General features: G+C 61.3%; 20 protein-coding genes and 1 tRNA gene. 5 read left to right on the top strand and 16 right to left on the bottom strand.

Annotated elements, in window-relative coordinates; all coding sequences use genetic code 11:
- The 8 genes from JHX87_RS13215 to JHX87_RS13180 form a co-directional block, all read right to left on the bottom strand.
- On the bottom strand, nucleotides 1-837 hold the full coding sequence (locus tag JHX87_RS13215) for a glycosyltransferase family 2 protein (protein ID WP_271884187.1): 837 nt from the start codon (nucleotides 835-837) through the stop codon (nucleotides 1-3).
- Nucleotides 834-1,613, bottom strand: a complete 780-nt coding sequence (locus JHX87_RS13210) for a hypothetical protein (RefSeq protein ID WP_271884186.1) — start codon at nucleotides 1,611-1,613, stop codon at nucleotides 834-836. Before JHX87_RS13210 ends, JHX87_RS13215 begins: the two co-directional genes overlap by 4 nt.
- Nucleotides 1,610-2,344: a glycosyltransferase family 25 protein gene (locus JHX87_RS13205; RefSeq protein ID WP_271884185.1), complete on the bottom strand. Its 735-nt coding sequence runs from the start codon at nucleotides 2,342-2,344 to the stop codon at nucleotides 1,610-1,612. Before JHX87_RS13205 ends, JHX87_RS13210 begins: the two co-directional genes overlap by 4 nt.
- 73 nt (nucleotides 2,345-2,417) lie before the next feature.
- The gene (locus JHX87_RS13200; RefSeq protein WP_271884184.1) at nucleotides 2,418-3,440 is read right to left on the bottom strand and encodes an SGNH/GDSL hydrolase family protein; all 1,023 of its coding nucleotides are present in this window, start codon (nucleotides 3,438-3,440) and stop codon (nucleotides 2,418-2,420) included.
- A gap of 132 nt (nucleotides 3,441-3,572) precedes the next feature.
- Nucleotides 3,573-5,714: a polyribonucleotide nucleotidyltransferase gene (gene pnp / locus JHX87_RS13195; RefSeq protein WP_271884183.1), complete on the bottom strand. Its 2,142-nt coding sequence runs from the start codon at nucleotides 5,712-5,714 to the stop codon at nucleotides 3,573-3,575.
- A gap of 178 nt (nucleotides 5,715-5,892) precedes the next feature.
- Nucleotides 5,893-6,777, bottom strand: a complete 885-nt coding sequence (locus JHX87_RS13190; RefSeq protein WP_271884182.1) for an IS1 family transposase — start codon at nucleotides 6,775-6,777, stop codon at nucleotides 5,893-5,895.
- 49 nt (nucleotides 6,778-6,826) lie between these two features.
- A complete protein-coding gene (locus tag JHX87_RS13185; RefSeq protein WP_271884181.1) occupies nucleotides 6,827-7,189 on the bottom strand; it encodes a hypothetical protein in 363 nt (120 codons plus the stop codon).
- Entirely contained in the window at nucleotides 7,158-7,607 is a 450-nt protein-coding gene (locus JHX87_RS13180; RefSeq protein ID WP_271884180.1) for a Panacea domain-containing protein, read from the bottom strand. Before JHX87_RS13180 ends, JHX87_RS13185 begins: the two co-directional genes overlap by 32 nt.
- A gap of 501 nt (nucleotides 7,608-8,108) precedes the next feature.
- On the opposite strand from JHX87_RS13180, the gene JHX87_RS13175 reads away from it, so the two are divergent.
- The gene (locus JHX87_RS13175; protein WP_271884179.1) at nucleotides 8,109-8,387 is read left to right on the top strand and encodes a hypothetical protein; all 279 of its coding nucleotides are present in this window, start codon (nucleotides 8,109-8,111) and stop codon (nucleotides 8,385-8,387) included.
- Between the two features lie 81 nt (nucleotides 8,388-8,468).
- On the opposite strand, the gene rpsO is transcribed toward JHX87_RS13175, so the two are convergent.
- From rpsO to JHX87_RS13150, 5 genes are all read right to left on the bottom strand, one after another.
- Nucleotides 8,469-8,738 (bottom strand): 30S ribosomal protein S15, encoded by a 270-nt coding sequence (gene rpsO / locus JHX87_RS13170; protein WP_271884178.1) that lies wholly within the window; start codon nucleotides 8,736-8,738, stop codon nucleotides 8,469-8,471.
- Between the two features lie 133 nt (nucleotides 8,739-8,871).
- Nucleotides 8,872-9,819 carry a calcium-binding protein gene (locus JHX87_RS13165; protein ID WP_272833694.1) on the bottom strand — a complete coding sequence of 316 codons (948 nt, stop codon included), beginning with the start codon at nucleotides 9,817-9,819 and terminating at the stop codon, nucleotides 8,872-8,874.
- A gap of 98 nt (nucleotides 9,820-9,917) precedes the next feature.
- Entirely contained in the window at nucleotides 9,918-10,421 is a 504-nt protein-coding gene (locus tag JHX87_RS13160; RefSeq protein ID WP_271884176.1) for a DUF1643 domain-containing protein, read from the bottom strand.
- Between the two features lie 64 nt (nucleotides 10,422-10,485).
- The gene (gene ykgO / locus JHX87_RS13155; RefSeq protein ID WP_042245282.1) at nucleotides 10,486-10,611 is read right to left on the bottom strand and encodes a type B 50S ribosomal protein L36; all 126 of its coding nucleotides are present in this window, start codon (nucleotides 10,609-10,611) and stop codon (nucleotides 10,486-10,488) included.
- Nucleotides 10,612-10,691: 80 nt separating this feature from the next.
- Nucleotides 10,692-10,766: transfer RNA gene (locus tag JHX87_RS13150), tRNA-Val, on the bottom strand.
- 157 nt (nucleotides 10,767-10,923) lie between these two features.
- Between JHX87_RS13150 and JHX87_RS13145 the strand changes: the two genes are divergently transcribed.
- Together JHX87_RS13145 and JHX87_RS13140 are read left to right on the top strand one after the other, a co-directional pair.
- Entirely contained in the window at nucleotides 10,924-11,793 is an 870-nt protein-coding gene (locus JHX87_RS13145; protein ID WP_336391083.1) for an N-formylglutamate amidohydrolase, read from the top strand.
- A gap of 12 nt (nucleotides 11,794-11,805) precedes the next feature.
- Nucleotides 11,806-12,261 carry an NUDIX hydrolase gene (locus JHX87_RS13140; protein WP_271884172.1) on the top strand — a complete coding sequence of 152 codons (456 nt, stop codon included), beginning with the start codon at nucleotides 11,806-11,808 and terminating at the stop codon, nucleotides 12,259-12,261.
- Here JHX87_RS13140 and JHX87_RS13135 read toward each other — a convergent pair.
- The gene (locus tag JHX87_RS13135) at nucleotides 12,209-12,919 is read right to left on the bottom strand and encodes a hypothetical protein (protein WP_271884170.1); all 711 of its coding nucleotides are present in this window, start codon (nucleotides 12,917-12,919) and stop codon (nucleotides 12,209-12,211) included. The genes JHX87_RS13140 and JHX87_RS13135 overlap by 53 nt on opposite strands.
- Nucleotides 12,920-13,005: 86 nt before the next feature.
- On the bottom strand, nucleotides 13,006-13,194 hold the full coding sequence (locus tag JHX87_RS13130; RefSeq protein ID WP_271884168.1) for a hypothetical protein: 189 nt from the start codon (nucleotides 13,192-13,194) through the stop codon (nucleotides 13,006-13,008).
- A gap of 87 nt (nucleotides 13,195-13,281) precedes the next feature.
- On the opposite strand from JHX87_RS13130, the gene JHX87_RS13125 reads away from it, so the two are divergent.
- A complete protein-coding gene (locus tag JHX87_RS13125; RefSeq protein WP_271884167.1) occupies nucleotides 13,282-14,169 on the top strand; it encodes a LysR family transcriptional regulator in 888 nt (295 codons plus the stop codon).
- Here JHX87_RS13125 and pyrF read toward each other — a convergent pair whose 3' ends face one another.
- Nucleotides 14,170-14,862 (bottom strand): orotidine-5'-phosphate decarboxylase, encoded by a 693-nt coding sequence (gene pyrF, locus JHX87_RS13120; protein WP_271884298.1) that lies wholly within the window; start codon nucleotides 14,860-14,862, stop codon nucleotides 14,170-14,172.
- Nucleotides 14,863-15,166: 304 nt separating this feature from the next.
- Here pyrF and clpB point away from each other — a divergent pair, with 304 nt between their 5' ends.
- On the top strand, nucleotides 15,167-17,806 hold the full coding sequence (clpB, locus tag JHX87_RS13115) for an ATP-dependent chaperone ClpB (RefSeq protein WP_271884165.1): 2,640 nt from the start codon (nucleotides 15,167-15,169) through the stop codon (nucleotides 17,804-17,806).
- The last annotated feature ends 14 nt before the right edge of the window (nucleotides 17,807-17,820 follow it).

The raw sequence follows: 17,820 nt of genomic DNA, 5'->3' as shown, positions 1-17,820 counted from the left end.
TCATTCCGCCCGCCCCGGCCAGCCATAGTGACCCAGCATCGCCGCGATGGCCTGATCATTGCCGGTCCCATGCAGGTTTTCGGATCGCAGGCTTTGGGCCTGACTGCCTTCCCATTCCAGAATCCGCGCCTTGCCGCCGATCTTCTGCGCCTCGACCCCGTTCAGGCGATGCATCCAATACAGCCAGACATCATCGGAACGTGGCGCCAGCCGGGTGAAGAGATCGGCATTGGTCACATCGGGATGCAGCGCGCCGGGCGCATAGATCACCCCCGACACCCCGGTCAGAAAGACCAGCGGCGATCTGTCGGGCGTGGTGATGTTGTGGTCCCACTCGCCATAGGGACGCGGCAGACCAGCAGCGTCCAGCGTCACCCGATGCGCGCGATGGCAGGCCACCTGCGCGCCGGATCGTGCGGCCAGCACCAGCCCTTCCAGCCAGTCATGCGGATAATACACATCATCATCCGCCGTCACGATATAGCTGTCACCATGTTCCAGCAGCGCCGGAACGATCTTCTTGTAGGATCGCCAGTCCGGGCAAGGCTGCACCTGCAAGCCATGTGCCTCCAGCGCCCTCACCTCAGCTGGCAGGCTGGAAAGATCGTTTTGAGCCAGCCACAAAATGACCCGATCGGGCCGGACGCTTTGTCCCAGAAGACCGCGCAGCGTCAAAGCCAGCGTCCCGAACCGCGCAGCATAGCTGGTCACGGACACGATCAACGGCGCAGGCAGGCCATGCGCCCGCCCCTGCGCCAGATCGCGACTCTGAAGCTCTGCCCGCGCCCGGGCCAGACGGCGGCGATGCTTGAACTGACGAAACAGGTCCGAAATCACGGGCTTTCCCATGCGCGGCGCAGCCAGTCGATATTGCCGATGCGGCGATACCATTTATGCCCGCGACCCGAAAACACATCGGCCATTTTCGGCGCGCCCGCGAACAGCACGATCTTTGCCCCCTCGGGCAGGGTCGGATCCCGGAAATAGCTGGCGAAATTGCGCGGCACGCAGTCATTCTTGAAGCTGACACACCAGCCGCGCGGCCAGTAATGCAGGTTGCCATGCTTTGCCAGTTGCGTGGATTGAAACTGCTGACTGATCTCGTAATTCTCGGTCGCGGCCGAAGGGTCGGCCAGATAGGCGTCAAGGATATAGCCGTGCTGCCCGATCTCGAAGCGGAAGACGCTGGAATTGCCGACGCCATGCAGGAACTTGTCCCGTTCGGGGTTGATCTTGCGAAGGGGCTTTGCGCGGAACAGATCGTCGTCGCGGATGATATGGAAATCGCCCGGCAGGTCGAAGAACGGGGTCAGATCATCCACGACCACAAGGTCGATATCCAGAAACAGCGCCGTGCCGGACAGCCCCGCCAGATCGCGGCGAAAGACGCCCAGCTTTCGCCAGCGCGTGTCGCCATGGCCGCTGGGCAGGCCCAGTTCGGGCAGCGGCAGCGCCTCGATCCGCTCATCCAGCCCCGAGGCGTCGTCGGTGAAACAGATGAAGCGATGCGGCAAGGGCAGGTGACGCCGCACCTGAGCGGCCAGCCGGTTTACATCATCGGCGCTGTAAAGCGTGCCCCATTTCATCGTCAGGATATGAACTGTCTCAGTCATCTTTGCCCCTTCGCTCGTCCGACCCGCACCGATATCCGTGACCGGATAGTGCCCCAGAAGCCGCGCTGTTGTCGTTTCGGAACCTTGTCCGACTGTCGCTCTTTGTCCAGATGCGACACTCTTTGACCCGGCGCGTCGTGCCATGCAAGGCGCGGCACGCACATCCAGGCGCCGACCTGGAACAGATCGACCGGCCAATCCGCCGGATGGCTGACGGGGGTTGTGGCATCCAGAAGCCTGCGGGCCGCATCCTGACGCAGGGTGTAAGCCGTCGTCACGGTGCCCTGCACCGCCCGCCGCAAGACCCAGGGCTGTCCACCTGTCGGCCGATGCCGCAGCAGGGGAAGCGCCCGCCCGAACGCATAGTCGATCAGCGTCATGGGCAGTTTCTGATAGCAGTCAGAGCGGATGAAATCCGCAAAGCCATCGGCCAGTTGTGCATCGTCCTCCAGAATAATCGCACCCGGCAGATTATCGTCGCACAGCCTTGCATAGATGGCCCTGTGGGACAGCGCGCAGGCGAATTCGCCATCCGTCATGCTGTAACCCAGCCTGTCGCGCGCCGCATCCGGATCGACCATGCCGCGATAGTCGTCAGGCAATCCCGCCCGGCCATCGACCCCCATGAACAACTCGTAATCAAGGCCGAACCCGTCAAGGCGGCGAAGTAGCGGTGCGCGCCGCTCTTCATCGCCGGGCAGCGTCAATACGAAGATCGGCCATCTCTGCATCAGATCATCCCTGGTCATAAAAGGCGGCCATGCCAGCCGACATGGCCGCCCGAATATGCCATCGGATCAACGCTTAGGCCACCAGCTTGCGCCGCATGAAGCCAAGGATCGCCACGCCGCCCAGCATCAGGGGCAGGCTTGCGGGCAAGGGGACGGGCGCAGGCGCCAGCGCCTCGCGGACGGCATCGCCAAAAGCCTCATGGATCCGTGCGCTTGGATGCACGTCGTCAAAGAACAGGCGGCTGAGCGACTCGGAATCGCTGCAGGATTGCGCGTCTCCGTTCGCGCTGGCCTCTGCCTGGCTTGGATAGAGGCAGGGGCGGACGGCGTCGGTCAGCCCATAAGAGGCCGGGTCAGCCTGAAGATCGGCCAGAATGCCGTGCAGATCCAGCGTCGCGACGTTCAGCCCATCGGCCCGCATGCCCAGGATATTGCTGTAAAGCTGCGCGTTGAACGCGTCGGTCGCGGCCTTCGCCGTCGATTTCAGCGATGTCTGAAACAGGTTATAGCGCGGGATCGTCGAGAAATCCGGCAGGTTGGCGATCAGGAAATCGCTGACCCCGTTGTTGGCCAGCGTGCGGGCCGTGCTGGTGATCTTGTTCGCAGCCCGAACGGCGACATCAAGGATATCGCTGTCGCCCATCGCCTGCAGCAGATCATTTGCGCCCATCACGATGGACACCAGCGGATTGGTCCCGAAATCGGATCTGTTTTCGTTCAGCAGCTTCTTGCGCTGATAGTCCAGACCCGGTGTCAGATCCCAGAAGACATCCGGCTCCAGCGCCTCGGACCCGCCATAGGCCAGATTGCCCGTGGCTTTCCCGGCAGCCGTAAAATCGTCGGCCACATATTCCGCCCATGTCCGACCATTGGTGAAGCGGCCCGTGTAATAGCTGTTGGTGCCGGTCTGATCGGTATAGTTGAATTCCGTCCCGACCGCATAGGCCAGAAAGGATAGGTTGCCATTATCCGACAGGCTGTCGCCCAGTGCCCAATAGCTGGAATAGGCATCCGCTATCGTTGCCGCAGCGGCCTGACCCGCCATCAAAACCGATAGGGCGGCGGCAGAGACCGCCCCGAATATTCTTGAACGCATGTGATTTCCTCCCTTGAATGGCGAAATCCTAACATTGAAAATTCCGTCTCCCAAAACTTGACCGCGCGTAAAGACCAATAAAAAAGGGCCGCGGAGGTTCCGCAGCCCTTTCCTGTCTCGGAGAAAGAACGCCTATGCGTCGGTTTCTTCCTTGCTTTCAACGATCTCTTCGCCGCTGTCCTGATCGACCATCTTCATGCCAAGGCGCACCTTGCCGCGATCGTCGAAGCCCAGCAGCTTGACCTTGACCTCCTGGCCCTCTTTCAGGACTTCCGAGGGATGGCCCAGACGCTTGTTGGCGATCTGGCTGACATGGACCAGGCCATCGCGCTTGCCGAAGAAGTTCACGAAAGCGCCGAAATCGACCAGCTTGACGACCTTGCCGGTATAGATCTTGCCCTCTTCCGGCTCGGCCACGATCGAATAGATCATGTCATAGGCCTTCTGGATCGCATCGCCATTGGCCGAGGCGATCTTGATCGTGCCGTCGTCGTTGATATCGACCTTGGCGCCCGAGGTTTCCACGATTTCGCGGATGACCTTGCCGCCCGAGCCGATCACTTCACGGATCTTGTCGGTCGGGATCTGCATGGTCTCAATCCGCGGCGCATGGGCCGAGAAGGAACCCGCTTCGCTGATCGCCTTGGACATCTCATCCAGGATATGCAGACGGCCATCCTTGGCCTGCGCCAAGGCCTGCTGCATGATTTCCGGGGTGATACCGGCAACCTTGATGTCCATTTGCAGGCTGGTGATGCCCTCGGCGGTACCCGCAACCTTGAAGTCCATGTCACCCAGGTGATCTTCGTCACCCAGAATGTCGGTCAGGACCGCATATTTGCCGTCATCTTCCAGGATCAGGCCCATGGCCACGCCCGCGACCGGCGCTTTCAGCGGAACGCCTGCATCCATCATCGACAGCGAACCACCGCAAACCGAGGCCATCGAGGACGAGCCGTTGGATTCGGTGATCTCGGAGACGACGCGGATGGTATAGGGGAAGTCGGTCGCGGCAGGCAGAACGGCCTGCAGCGCGCGCCATGCCAGCTTGCCATGGCCGATTTCGCGACGACCCGGGCTGCCCACGCGGCCAACCTCGCCCACCGAATAGGGGGGGAAGTTGTAATGCAGCAGGAAGTTCGAGCGGAAATTGCCATGCAGCGCGTCGATGATCTGTTCGTCATCGCCGGTGCCCAGCGTGGTCACGACCAGCGCCTGCGTTTCGCCACGGGTGAACAGCGCCGAACCGTGGGTCCGGGGCAGCACGCCAACCTCGCTGTCGATGGCGCGCACCGTGCTGGTGTCGCGGCCGTCGATGCGCTTGCCATTGGCAACCACATCGCCACGCAGGATCGAGGATTCCAGCTTTTTCAGCGCCGAGCCCAGATTGGCATCGGCCAGTTCATCCTCGGTCAGACCAGTGACGATCTTGTCCTTGGCGGCGTCGATGGCGTCGCGGCGCTCACCCTTGTCAAGGATGGCATAGGCGGCGCGCATATCAGCCTCGCCCAGCTCTTTGACGCGGGCGAAGAGTGCGCTGTAATCGGGCGACTGGAAGTCAAAGGGCTCTTTCGCGGCGGCTTCGGCCAGATCGATGATCAGGTCGATCACCGGCTGCATCTGCTCATGCCCGAATTTCACCGCGCCCAGCATCTCTTCCTCGGTCAGCTCATAGGCTTCCGATTCGACCATCATCACGGCGTCCTTGGTGCCGGCGACGACCAGATCCAGACGCTGTTCCGGGTTGTTGCGCAGCTGATCCATGTCAGCCACTTCCGGGTTCAACACATATTCGCCATCGGCAAAGCCGACGCGCGCGGCGCCGATCGGACCCATGAAGGGAACGCCCGAAATGGTCAGCGCGGCCGAGGCCGCGATCATCGCGACGATATCGGGATCATTGACCAGATCGTGGCTCAGCACGGTGCACATCACCAGCACTTCGTTCTTGAAGCCCGGCGCAAACAGCGGGCGGCACGGACGGTCGATCAGACGCGCGGTCAGCGTCTCTTTCTCGGTCGGGCGCGCCTCGCGCTTGAAGAAGCCGCCGGGGATCTTGCCGGCCGCATAGTATTTTTCCTGATAATGAACCGTCAGCGGGAAAAAGTCCTGGCCCGGCTTCGGCTCTTTCGCGAAGGTCACGTTGGCCATGACGCTGGTTTCGCCCAGAGTGGCGACAACCGAACCGTCAGCCTGACGGGCAACCTTGCCCGTTTCCAGCGTCAGGGTCTCTTGCCCCCACTGGATGGATTTCTTCACTTCATCAAATTTCATCTGATTTCCTCTGAGTGCGATCCGGCCCTCCGGTCGCCTCTTGTCATATGGCGGCCCCATTGCCGCCGCCCCTATCCTTGTGCATGTGCCCCGGGGCAAGGGCGTCACGTCACAGATAGCGGCGGCCATACAGGAAAATTACGCTTTTGGAAAGTGGGCTTCGCGGCGGGGTAGTGTCTCAGTTTGAATTTCTTTTCCTGTAACGGCCGCGCTTCGCAGGCTCAGGCGCGCGGGCATCGATCAGACCGACGATCCATTCCATATCGTGCAACGTATCGCTGACGCCAGCAGCCATGGCCGGGGTCATTTTCAGGCTCTTGTGGATACGCACGAAGTTATAATGCACGAAATACAGCGACAGCATGTGCAGGTGGTTTTCCAGCTTCTTGCTGAAACCGTTGGTCAGGCGAGTGAACCGGCGCATCCCCATACGCATCGTCAGGTTCTGGCGCTCAACGTGTGACGTGCTGACCATCTCTTTGACCGGATATCCGCTGATCGGCTCCTTGCGTGACCCGATGCACTCGGCAGGGGAATATTTACGCTCTGCCGTTTTGCCGCCAAGATCGCCATACAGCTTCACCAGCATGGCATAGTCAATGTCGCCACCGAACGCGCCCTCAACGGCTTCCAGATACGCCTTGTGACCCTCAGTGGTCAGTTGAACGCGATCGGCCAGACGGGCGAGCAAATCGTCCATGAACTCGATGGCCGTTGCGCTGGAACGGTCGCCAACCTCAAACGACAGGATCAGCTTGCTGTCGCGTTCAATCGCCGTCCACGTCCACACATCGCCAGCGCCTTCCGGAGCGGCCTTCGCGGCTTTGACGTTCTTGTCCTTTGCATAGCAGAAGGACCAGATTTCATCACACTGGATGTGGTTTGCCTTCACGTTTCGCACAGTCTCGTCGTGGTATGCGGCGCAGGCTTCGCCAGCTTCAACCAGCAGCTTGGTTACGGTGTTGATGGAAACGCCAACGGTGCGGCTGATCGAGCGCATGGACATACCCTCAACTAGCATGTTGAGGATCATGACGCGCTTATGAAGGGGCAACTTGTTCATGCCCCCAATGTAGGGCGCATGAAGTCATTTAGCAAGCAAAAAGTTCATTTTAGTCTTTTGGCTTGTTCAAGTCCTGCCGTGAAAGATGGTGCAGCAGTTGCCCAATCAGCTGCTCCGCCCAGTCAACGCCGTATGCTTTTGCGAAGCCGATCATAACAATCAGTTGCAGCATAAAAATCGGCACAAATAACCAAGAGCCGTCCAGCGCGGAAACGGCCAAGACGTCAAGAACCAAAGACATAGCGCAGATCCATCGGAAGCGCTCTTCAAGGCGTTGCTCACGCTCGGCGTCAAGTTCTGTTTCGAGTCGTGCTATATTGTTCGAGAGGGCTGCAACATCGCTTGACACGACATCCTTCGTGTCAGGTACTCCAATAAATTCAGGCTGCTGTCTTGGCAGTTCGTCTTGCATACTCGCCAATCATATCTTGCGTAGTAATCTTGATTTGCTTGGCACCAGCAACATATCGAGTTATCCAAGCGCCCAGACTTGAATGAGTAGCCTCCACAAGCTGACCAGGCGATGCAGACTTAAGATTTTTCCAAGCCAGTTCGATCATCTTACCCTCAGGTGTGCCGGATATGTCTGTCGCACCCCAAAAAACATCTGGGACGTGCTTTGCCCCAAACGCTTTACATTTGTGATAAAGTGAAGGCAGCACCGGACCATAATCCCATGCCTCAAAATCCTCATCCAGCAGGCGTTGCTGCGTCTGACCTACAAAATTCATATCCGCCATATATAGAATCTTTTGCATTTGTAGGTTCGACAGCTTCCATCCTGAAAGAATGCTAAGATAACGCGCTGCATCAATGGTACGAACAGTCATCACCCCCACCTCGCTGCTGCGGCTTTGCGCGCGATCTCGCTGCGCTGGGCGCTCGTTGTATTGTCCTGACGCGCGGAAGCACCCGCCTTTCCGCTCGCCCGCTTGGCGGGCTGCTTGAGGCTCGTTTCCTGTTCTTCGCCGGTCGCGATCCTGGCAATGTGGACAGCGTTGCCGATCACGTCCGCTGGGCGCTTCTGGCCCTGTGGTCCTTGTGGCATGGTCGTCCTTTCCTCCCTCGGCGCTCGCGCGCCCTGTAAGGGATTCTATCATGGTTGTCACGAGTTGTGGACATTTTCTCCACCGATGCAAGCCCGCCCAGATCACGGCAGTTCACATACTGCCCGATCCGGGCCTAACAGAAGGTTAAGCTGGTGACGCAATAATGACATGTCAATCCGCGGCAAAATTTCAAACTGAGACACTACCTCGCGGCGGGCCCGGCTTGATCGCGGGGGCAGGGCTGCTACCCTTGTGGCGAATCGCCACGGAAAAAGGCCCGCGATGCGCATCTTGTTGCTGACGATCCCCTTGGTCCTGATGACGGGCTGCCAAAAACCCGTGGAACGGACCGCCTCGGTACAGGATCTGCGCGGACGCCAGAATGCCGCCTGCACCGCAGCCATTGCCGCCCATATCAACCGCTCGATCCTCGACATTCGGCCGCGCTGGCTGTCCGAAACCGACGGCATCGCCACGGTCGAGACGATGGATGGCAACCGCCGCCACCTGTGTCAGGTAGATGCGGATGGTCATGTCATCGGCTTTTCGCATCCGCGCTGAACGCGCCTGGCATCTGTGCCGCGCATGAAAAAACGCCCGCAGCTTTTGCCACGGGCGTTCAATCTTACCAGTCCGCGCTGATCAGCGGCGGATGCCCAGACGCTTGATCAGGTCCTGATAGCGGGCTTCTTCCTTGCCTTTCAGATAGTCCAGCAGCTTGCGGCGCTGAGCAACCAGCTTCAGCAGGCCACGACGCGAGTGGTTATCCTTGGCATGGGTCTTGAAATGCTCGGTCAGCGTGGTGATGCGCGAGGTCAAGATAGCGACCTGCACTTCCGGCGAGCCGGTGTCACCTTCTTTGGTGCCGAATTCCTTGATGAGGCGGTTCTTTTCTTCAACCGTGATCGACATCGGGGTCTCCTTTCAGAGTAGGATGGTTATGGCGCAGGCCGGGATGTCGTCCAGCACAGGCCCGTGGAGTATCCGCGATTGCGGATGAGGGCGTATAGGCGATGTGACTGTGGAAAGAAAGGGGTTTCTGGCGCTAGCCCGGCAGGCGCTGGATAGCGATATCGCGGGTCTGCAGCCCTCCGACCTGCAGGAAGCGCGCGACCGGCTGGCCGTTCACCGACAGGACCGAGGTGCCGTCCTGATCTTCCTGCAGATCAAGCCGGGCATCATCGGCCATGGATTCGGGCAGATGCAGGATAACCCGGTCCTCCTGCGCATCGAAATCCGCAACGGTGGGAATCGCGCCATCCACCTGTTTCAGCACGAAACTGTCGGCGCCTTCCAGACCTTCGGCGAAATCGCCCGCGCCGGGCATCAGGATGTCATCGCCCTCGCCCCCGCGCAGGAAAGCCGTCTGTGCGTCATCGCTGCCAATCAGCGTGTCATTGCCCTTGCCACCATCCAGATCATCGGCACCGCCGCCCGACACCAGCAGGTCGTCACCGGCATTGCCCGAAAGCCAGTCATTGCCGGGGCCGCCAAACAGCGTGTCGTCACCATCGCCGCCAAGGAGCGTATCGTCGCCCTCATCCCCCCAGATCAGGTCATTGCCGCCCTGACCGGCCAGCGAATCATTGCCAGCGCCGCCGTGGATTTCATCATCGCCGCCGATGCCGTAATCGCCGTCGCCCTGAATCCAGTCATCGCCATCGCCACCCATGATGCTGTCGGCGCCCTGACCGCCGCGCAGATCATCGGCCCCGCCGCCGCCGGTGATCGTATCGGCGTCGGCACCGCCCATCAGGAAGTCCGCGCCCTCGCCGCCGGTCAGGATCTGACCCGTCGATGCGGTCCCGGGAGGCTCTTCCCCGGTGTTGCCGCCTTCGGAAAAATTGCTGACATCCGAGATACCGGGCATGCTGCGCGGCAGGTCCTCGTCGGTTGGCAGGGTATCGTCATCATCGGGCAGGGCCTGATTGCCACCGCTGGAAAAATCGACGGCCATGCCGATCCCGACCAGTGCCATCAAACCCGCGATCATCAGCATCTGCTGCGCCTTTCGCATGAAGCAAGAAACAATCCCTGTCCGGATTCATACAGGCAAGAGCGGTGCTAAAGAATCATTTTCTTAGCAAAGGGTTAACACCACAGAGCAGGCTGCACGGCATAGGAAATATACAGCGGATGGCGCGGCGCACCGGCCTTGGTCAGGCCCAGATGCCACAGATCGCGGCAGGTCCCGCGCAGCAATGCCGCGACCTCGGCATCGCGGCCGCGATGGGCGCCATACGCGCCCCAGCCACAGAGGACCAGATCGGCCCAATCGGCCCCCTCGGTCAGGGCCGCATCATTGCCGGGGCCCACCGGCGATTCCGCCCGCTTCAGATCGCGCGGATCGGTGGCGCGAAAGGCAAAGAGATTCGTCACCCGAAAAGCACCGCATCCCAGCTGTCGCGCGCGCCTTTCGCAACGCTCGACCGTGGCATCGTTGCGCAATTCATCGGCGGTCGAGGGGTTCAGCATCACGAACATCATCCGCCGCCCCGCGCCCCATTCCCGCGTCAGCGCATAACGGTACAGCCCGCAATCCGAATAGATCGCGGTGGATCTGGTGCCATCCTGTTCATGGGTTCTGGTCAGCATCGCGCAGGCCATGAAAAAACCCGCCACGCGGCGGGTTGTTTCGTTTTCGCGGTGATCCCGCCGATCAGCCCTGACGGGCCTTGAAGCGGCGATTGGTCTTGTTGATCACGTAAATGCGGCCCTTGCGGCGCACGACTTGGCAGTCGCGGTGCCGGCTCTTGAGCGAGCGGAGCGAGTTGCGAACCTTCATCGGTCTTCTCCATCGTCGCGGCGCATCGCAGCCGCTTGGAAAACGAAATGCCCCCGACATGGCCGGGGGCGGCGAAATAATGGTGGGCGGTACTGGGATCGAACCAGTGGCCACTACGATGTCAACGTAGTGCTCTACCGCTGAGCTAACCGCCCGTTCCCTGGTGATTCTGCCCTTTCCCGGAAGGAAACAAGCCCAAATCGCCGTGGTCCGGGTGTCTATATAGGCGTGATCTGATGGATTCAAGGCCTATTGGAGCAAGAAATATCTGGTTTATATTACCGGGGTGAAACTGCCTGTCCGAGTCTGCCCGTGAGCGATCAATCTGATATGCCCGTCCTGATGACGAAGCCCAGGAACTGGGCCAGCGGCGTCATCTTTGCGTCGCCCCATTCGGGCAGCATATATCCCGACTGGTTCATGGCCGGAACCCGGCTGTCGCAAGAGGTCGTGCGCTCGTCAGAGGACGCATTTGTTGACCGTTTTATCGAAGATGCACCGGAATATGGCGCTGCGACGATCCGCGCACAGGTGCCGCGCTGCATCGTCGATCTGAATCGCGGCGCGGATGAGATCGACCCGCTTGTGGTGCGTGGCGTGCCACGCCATCCGCTGAATCAGCGCACCCTTGCGGGGCTTGGGGTGATTCCCCGCGTCGTCTCTCAGGGGCGCACGATTCACGACCGTCCCATGGACCGGCACGAGGCCGACCGGCGAATCAATTCCTATTGGCGCCCCTATCATCACACCCTCTCGGCCCTGATCGCCGAGGCGCGCGCCCGATTCGGGCAGGCGATCCTGATCGATATGCATTCGATGCCCGCCGATGCGCTCAGCCATCTTGGCGATCCGCGCCCCGATATCGTTCTGGGCAACCGGCACGGGCTGTCAGCCTCGGCCCGCGTGACCGAGGCGGTGATACAGGCCACCAAAGAGGAAGGCTGGAAGGTCCGCGTCAATTCCCCCTTCTCGGGCGCCTATATCTGTTCGGCCTATGGCCGTCCGGGGCGCAATGTCCATGTCGTGCAGCTTGAAATCAATCGCGCGCTTTACATGGATGAAAAGACCATCACCCCGCTGCCGCAATTCGATCAGTTCGTGACGGCAATCTCTCGGGTCGTGCGCAATCTGGCGACCTTTGGCAGCAGCATCGCGGCGGATAGCGGCATTGCGGCCGAATAAGCCGCGCACAGGATGACGCATCGCCCTTTTCACGGTGCCAAGCTGTTGCTGACCCATGGGCCCAATCTGCTGACCTATCTGCGCGATGACACCCTCGGCCTGCCCTTTCCCGGTCACTGGGATCTGCCCGGCGGCGGCAGAGAGGGCGGCGAAAGCCCCCTGGACTGCGCCCTGCGCGAACTGGCCGAGGAATTCGGCCTTCACCTGCCCCCGGATCGGCTGACGGGGCGGAAATTTCCCTCGGCAAGCCGACCCGGCATGGTGTCCTGGCTGTTCACAGGGCGGCTGACCCGCACCCAGATCGCCGCCATCCGCTTTGGCGATGAGGGGCAGGACTGGCGGATGATGCCCGTCGCGGAATATCTGGCCCATCCACGCGCCATCCCGGATTTCCAGAACTGGATCCGCGACAGCCTTATCGCAGCGCCGCCACTCCCTGAACCAAGGGCCGCATCGCGTCGCCCTTGACCGCCCAGCTGGTGGCAAAGGCAAAGCTGGCGATGGTTTCCAGCCAGAAGACCGGGTTCAGGTCCGCCAACCGATCCGCGATGCCGGTCAGCAGCAGCAGCCCGGCCAAAGAGATGCTGACGACGATCAGCCAGCCGCAAATCCGGTAGATGATGTTCGAGGCCCGCTTTTCCGGTCCATCGACCTCTCCCTTCACGAACAGGACCAGACAATAAACCGCCAGCGCGGCGAAAAAGCCCGCCGCCGCCAGGATGTGCAGCACCCCTGCCGCCTTCACGCCCAACAGATATTGCAGCACCGTCCGCGGATCGGCGGGCAGACCGGCATCGGTCGTCGGCGCCAGCGCCACAAGCGCCGCACAGAGGGCCGCGACCCGCGCCGTCCCCTTGTCCGAGATCACGTCCCCGGCCTCGGGGCGGAAACCCTCATAGCTCCACAGGAACACGGCCTGCGCGATCAGCGTGCCGACGAAAACATCCCGCATCGGCGAGTAATAGGACAAGGAGATGCTGTCAGGGATATCCTCGACCGCAATACCATAGGCGATCAGCGCCAGCGGCAGGAAAAAGCCAAGCCCGCCAATGGCCCGGCGCACCGAGAGGAATGACAAAACCAGATCATTATGCGTCTTTTGCGTGAGACCATGATCGTCCTGCATCTTTCCCTCCGACCGTTTCGCGTCAGGGTGAAGCGAGGACGGGGCCAAGGTCAATAGCGCAGACAATTCATCTGCTGAATTCACGGTCACAGCGGATGGCGCATCGGGCGCAATTGGCGATATGGCTTGGTCTGGGGTTTTGTGCCCGGCGCATCCTGTCGCGACAGGCGCGCCAGCAGCGACAGAACCAGCAGGCGCGGGCCATAATCGCCCAATGCATAGAATTCCTCTTCATCCATCTTGCGCTGTGGCGGCAGGGGCGTCAGCGGGATCATCTTCATTTCCTTACCATTTCAACTATGAAACGATAGGATTATTCTTTGGCTGTTCAGAGCGCGATTTATGCAGGTAGTATTTCATTTATGAAAAACCTGGATTGGGAAGACCTGCAGATCTTTTATCACGTCGCCGATACTGGCGGCCTGTCCGGGGCGGTCGCGCCGACCGGCCTCAGCGCGGCCACGATCGGGCGGCGCATGCTGGCGCTGGAGCAGAAGACCGGCCAGACGCTGTTTCACCGGTCCCAAAGCGGATATGGTCTGACCCGCGCCGGAGAGGCGTTGCAAAGCAGGGTGCGCGCCATGCGGGCGGCGGCGATGCCGGTGCATGAATTTCTGACCGAACAGGCCGAGACGCCGATCATCCGGCTGACGGCCGGCACCGGGACCGTCTTCTTCCTGTCGGACAATATCTCCCGGCTCGTCCGCCGCGACGATGGGTTTCGCCTGAATTTCCTGACCACGGAAACAACGCTGGATATCGCCCATCGAGAGGCCGATCTGGGGATTCGGAACCGTCCCGCGCAGGCAGGCAACCTGGCCTCGCGCAGGCTGGCGACGCTGCGCTTTGCCCCCTATCGCAGCTGGACCGCGCAGCAGCCCGACCAGTTGGAATGGGTGGGCATGGACCCGGCCTTTGCCCGCCATCCGGCGACCCATTGGCTGAATGCGCAGGACCTGCCGATCCGGTTTCTGGCGAATTCGGTCGCAACGGTGCATCAGCTGGTCCGGGCTGGCGCGGGCATCGGCATCATGCCCTGCATGATCGGGGATCGCGATCCTGCACTGGCGCGGGCCGGTCCGATCATTCAGGATCTGACCGAGGATCAATATCTGGTCATGCATGCGGATGACCGGCATCGCCCGCAGATGCGGCGGCTGATCGACAGGATCGTGGGGCTTTATCGCGACAGTGCCGCCGTACTGGCAGGCGAACAGCCGATCCGGGATTTCAGCCCCGACATGGGCTGATCAGGCGCGCGGCAGGCTGTCCAGAATCTGCTGCGCCGCGCTGCGCGGGTCCGCTGCCTGCCAGACCGGGCGGCCCACCACGATGTGATCTGCACCATTGGAAATAGCGGTCGCAGGCGTTTCGATGCGCTTCTGGTCCCCGCTATCGCTGCCCGCCGGACGCACGCCCGGCGTGACGATCAGACGATCCCGTGCCTGCGGCAGCGCGCGGATCAGGGCAGCCTCGCGCGGGCTGGCGATGACGCCATCGGCCCCGGCCTCCAGCGCGCGGGCGGCGCGGGTGGTCACGATCTCGGCCATATCGCCGGGCTGGATCATCGCCAGATCCAGATCCCCACGATCCAGCGAGGTCAGGATGGTGACGCCAAGGATCTTCAGATCGCTGCCCGCCGCGCCTTCCTTGGCGGCACGCACCACATGCGGATCGCCATGCACGGTCAGGAAATCCAGATCGAACTGGGCCAGACCGCGGACCGCAGCCTCGACCGTGGCGCCGATATCGAACAGCTTCATGTCCAGAAAGATGCGCTTGCCGTGGTCCTGCTTCAGCTCATTGGCCAGCGCCAGCCCGCCCCCGGTCAGCATGCCCAGTCCGATCTTGTAGAAGCCGACAGAGTCGCCCAGCTTCTGCGCCAGATCCAGCCCCGCCAGCGCATTCGGCACATCCAGCGCCACGATCAGCCTGTCATCCATCTTGTCCACCCCTGCAGAAAACACCCTCATCTGCCACGAAACCCCACGCAAAGCCAAGCGATTAGGACAGAATATCCGCTGCGAAATCTGCCGGGTGGTGGCTTCTGGCCAATCGCCCAAAGACCCCGTTGAATGCAAGCAAGAGTTGCGCAATCATGAATGCGGCAAAGCTCGGGAAACGCAGTCATTTCGGGATTGAAACGCTCCTTTCCAATACCCAACTGTCACCCGAGACCCTCGACAGGACGCTGCCTCATCAGAGGGGTGTCTTACAGACGGGTGCTATGTAAAGGAGAGATTTACGATGAACATGGAAAAGTTCACCGAGCGGTCGCGTGGCTTCATGCAGGCGGCGCAGACCATCGCAATCCGCGAAGAAAACCAGCGGGTTGTGCCGGAACACCTGCTCAAGGCATTGATGGATGACGATCAGGGGCTGGCCGCCAATCTGATCAACCGCGCGGGCGGCGACGCCAGGCGCGTGAAAGAGGCCGTGGATCAGGCCGTTTCGAAGCTGCCCAAGGTCAGCGGCGGCAATGGTCAGGTCTATGTGGACCCCTCGCTGATTCGCGTTCTGGATGAGGCCGAGCAACTGGCCAAGAAGGCGGGCGACAGCTTTGTCCCGGCCGAACGGATCCTGACCGCGCTGGCGATCGTGAACACCAATGCCCGGGATGCGCTGACTGCCGGTGGTATCACCGGACAGAACCTGAACAGCGCGATCAACGATATCCGCAAGGGCCGCACGGCGGATTCGGCCAGTGCCGAAGACAGCTATGAGGCGCTGGAAAAATATGCCCGCGACCTGACCGAAGCCGCCCGCGAAGGCAAGATCGATCCGATCATCGGCCGGGATGAAGAGATCCGCCGCGCCATGCAGGTCCTGTCGCGCCGCACGAAGAACAACCCGGTCCTGATCGGTGAACCCGGCGTCGGCAAGACCGCCATTGCCGAAGGTCTGGCGCTGCGCATCGTCAATGGCGATGTGCCCGAAAGCCTGCGCGACAAGAAACTGATGGCGCTGGATATGGGCGCGCTGATCGCCGGCGCGAAATATCGCGGCGAATTCGAAGAGCGTCTGAAAGCGATCCTGAAGGAAATCGAGGCCGCCTCGGGCGAGATCATCCTGTTCATCGACGAGCTGCACACGCTGGTCGGCGCCGGCAAGACCGATGGCGCGATGGATGCTGCCAACCTGATCAAGCCCGCGCTGGCCCGTGGCGAATTGCACTGCGTCGGCGCCACCACGCTGGACGAATATCGCAAATATATCGAAAAGGACGCGGCTCTGGCCCGTCGTTTCCAGCCGGTTCTGGTCGAACAGCCCACGGTCGAGGATACGATCTCGATCCTGCGCGGCATCAAGGAAAAATACGAGCTGCACCACGGTGTGCGTATCGGCGACGCGGCGCTGGTCGCGGCGGCGGAACTGTCGAACCGCTATATCACCGACCGCTTCCTGCCCGACAAGGCGATCGATCTGGTCGATGAGGCCGCCAGCCGCCTGCGGATGGAGGTTGACAGCAAGCCCGAAGAACTGGACGCGCTGGACCGCCAGATCCTGCAGATGCAGATCGAGGCCGAAGCCCTGAAGAAAGAGGATGACGCCGCCAGCAAGGACCGGCTGGAAAAGCTGGAAAAGGAACTGGCCGACATCACCGACAAGGCCAGCGCCATGACGGCCCGCTGGCAGGCCGAACGCGACAAGCTGGAAGGCTCGCGCAATCTGAAAGAGCGGCTGGACAAGGCCCGCGCCGAACTGGATCAGGCCAAGCGCGAAGGCAATCTGGCCCGCGCGGGTGAGCTGTCTTACGGCATCATTCCCGATCTGGAAAAGCAACTGGCCGAAGCCGACGATGCCGAGCGTGGCGATGGCGTCATGGTGGAAGAGGCCGTCGGCCCGGAACAGATCGCCGAAGTCGTCGAACGCTGGACCGGCATCCCCACCAGCCGCATGCTGGAGGGCGAGCGTGACAAGCTGCTGAAGATGGAGGAAATCCTGGGCGAGCGTGTCATCGGCCAGACCGAGGCGGTGACGGCGATCTCTCGTTCCGTGCGCCGTGCGCGGGCTGGGCTGAACGACGAAAACCGTCCCTTGGGCAGCTTCCTGTTCCTTGGCCCGACCGGTGTCGGCAAGACCGAACTGACCAAGGCGATGGCGGAATACATGTTCGACGATCAGAACGCGATGGTCCGCATCGACATGTCCGAATTCATGGAAAAGCACTCGGTCGCGCGGCTGATCGGGGCGCCTCCGGGCTATGTCGGCTATGACGAAGGCGGCGTGCTGACCGAGGCTGTGCGTCGGCGTCCCTATGCAGTGATCCTGTTCGATGAGGTCGAAAAGGCGCATCCGGATGTCTTCAACGTGCTGCTGCAGGTGCTGGATGACGGGCAGTTGACCGATGGTCAGGGGCGCAAGGTCGATTTCAAGAACACGCTGATCGTTCTGACCTCGAACCTTGGCAGCCAGGCGCTGTCCACGCTGCCCGACGATGCCGACAGCACGGCGGCGCGCAAGGATGTGATGGAAGCGGTGCGGGCACATTTCCGCCCCGAATTCCTGAACCGTCTGGATGAGATCATCATCTTCCGCCGCCTGACGCGCGAGAACATGGACGGCATCGTGCGGATCCAGCTGCTGCTGCTGGAAGCCCGCCTGGCCAATCGCAAGATCACGCTGGATCTGGATGACAAGGCGATCAAGTGGCTGGCGGATGAAGGCTATGATCCGGTTTACGGCGCCCGTCCGCTGAAGCGCGTGATCCAGCGCGCCCTGCAGGATCCGCTGTCGGAAATGCTGCTGTCGGGTGAAATCCTCGATGGCCAGACGGTCAAGGTCAGCGCCAATGACCAGGGCTTGCTGGTCGGCAACCATGTCGGCACCGCCGGTCACAAGCTGGGCGCGGTCGGCGAAGGGCCAAAGCCCGACACGCTGCACTGATCAGCCATCTCTAC

The organism is Paracoccus fistulariae, assembly GCF_028553785.1.
Lineage (GTDB): Bacteria > Pseudomonadota > Alphaproteobacteria > Rhodobacterales > Rhodobacteraceae > Paracoccus > Paracoccus fistulariae.
The sequence above is the reverse complement of the archived record's forward strand: the minus strand, read 5'-3'. Positions and strand labels throughout refer to the sequence as shown.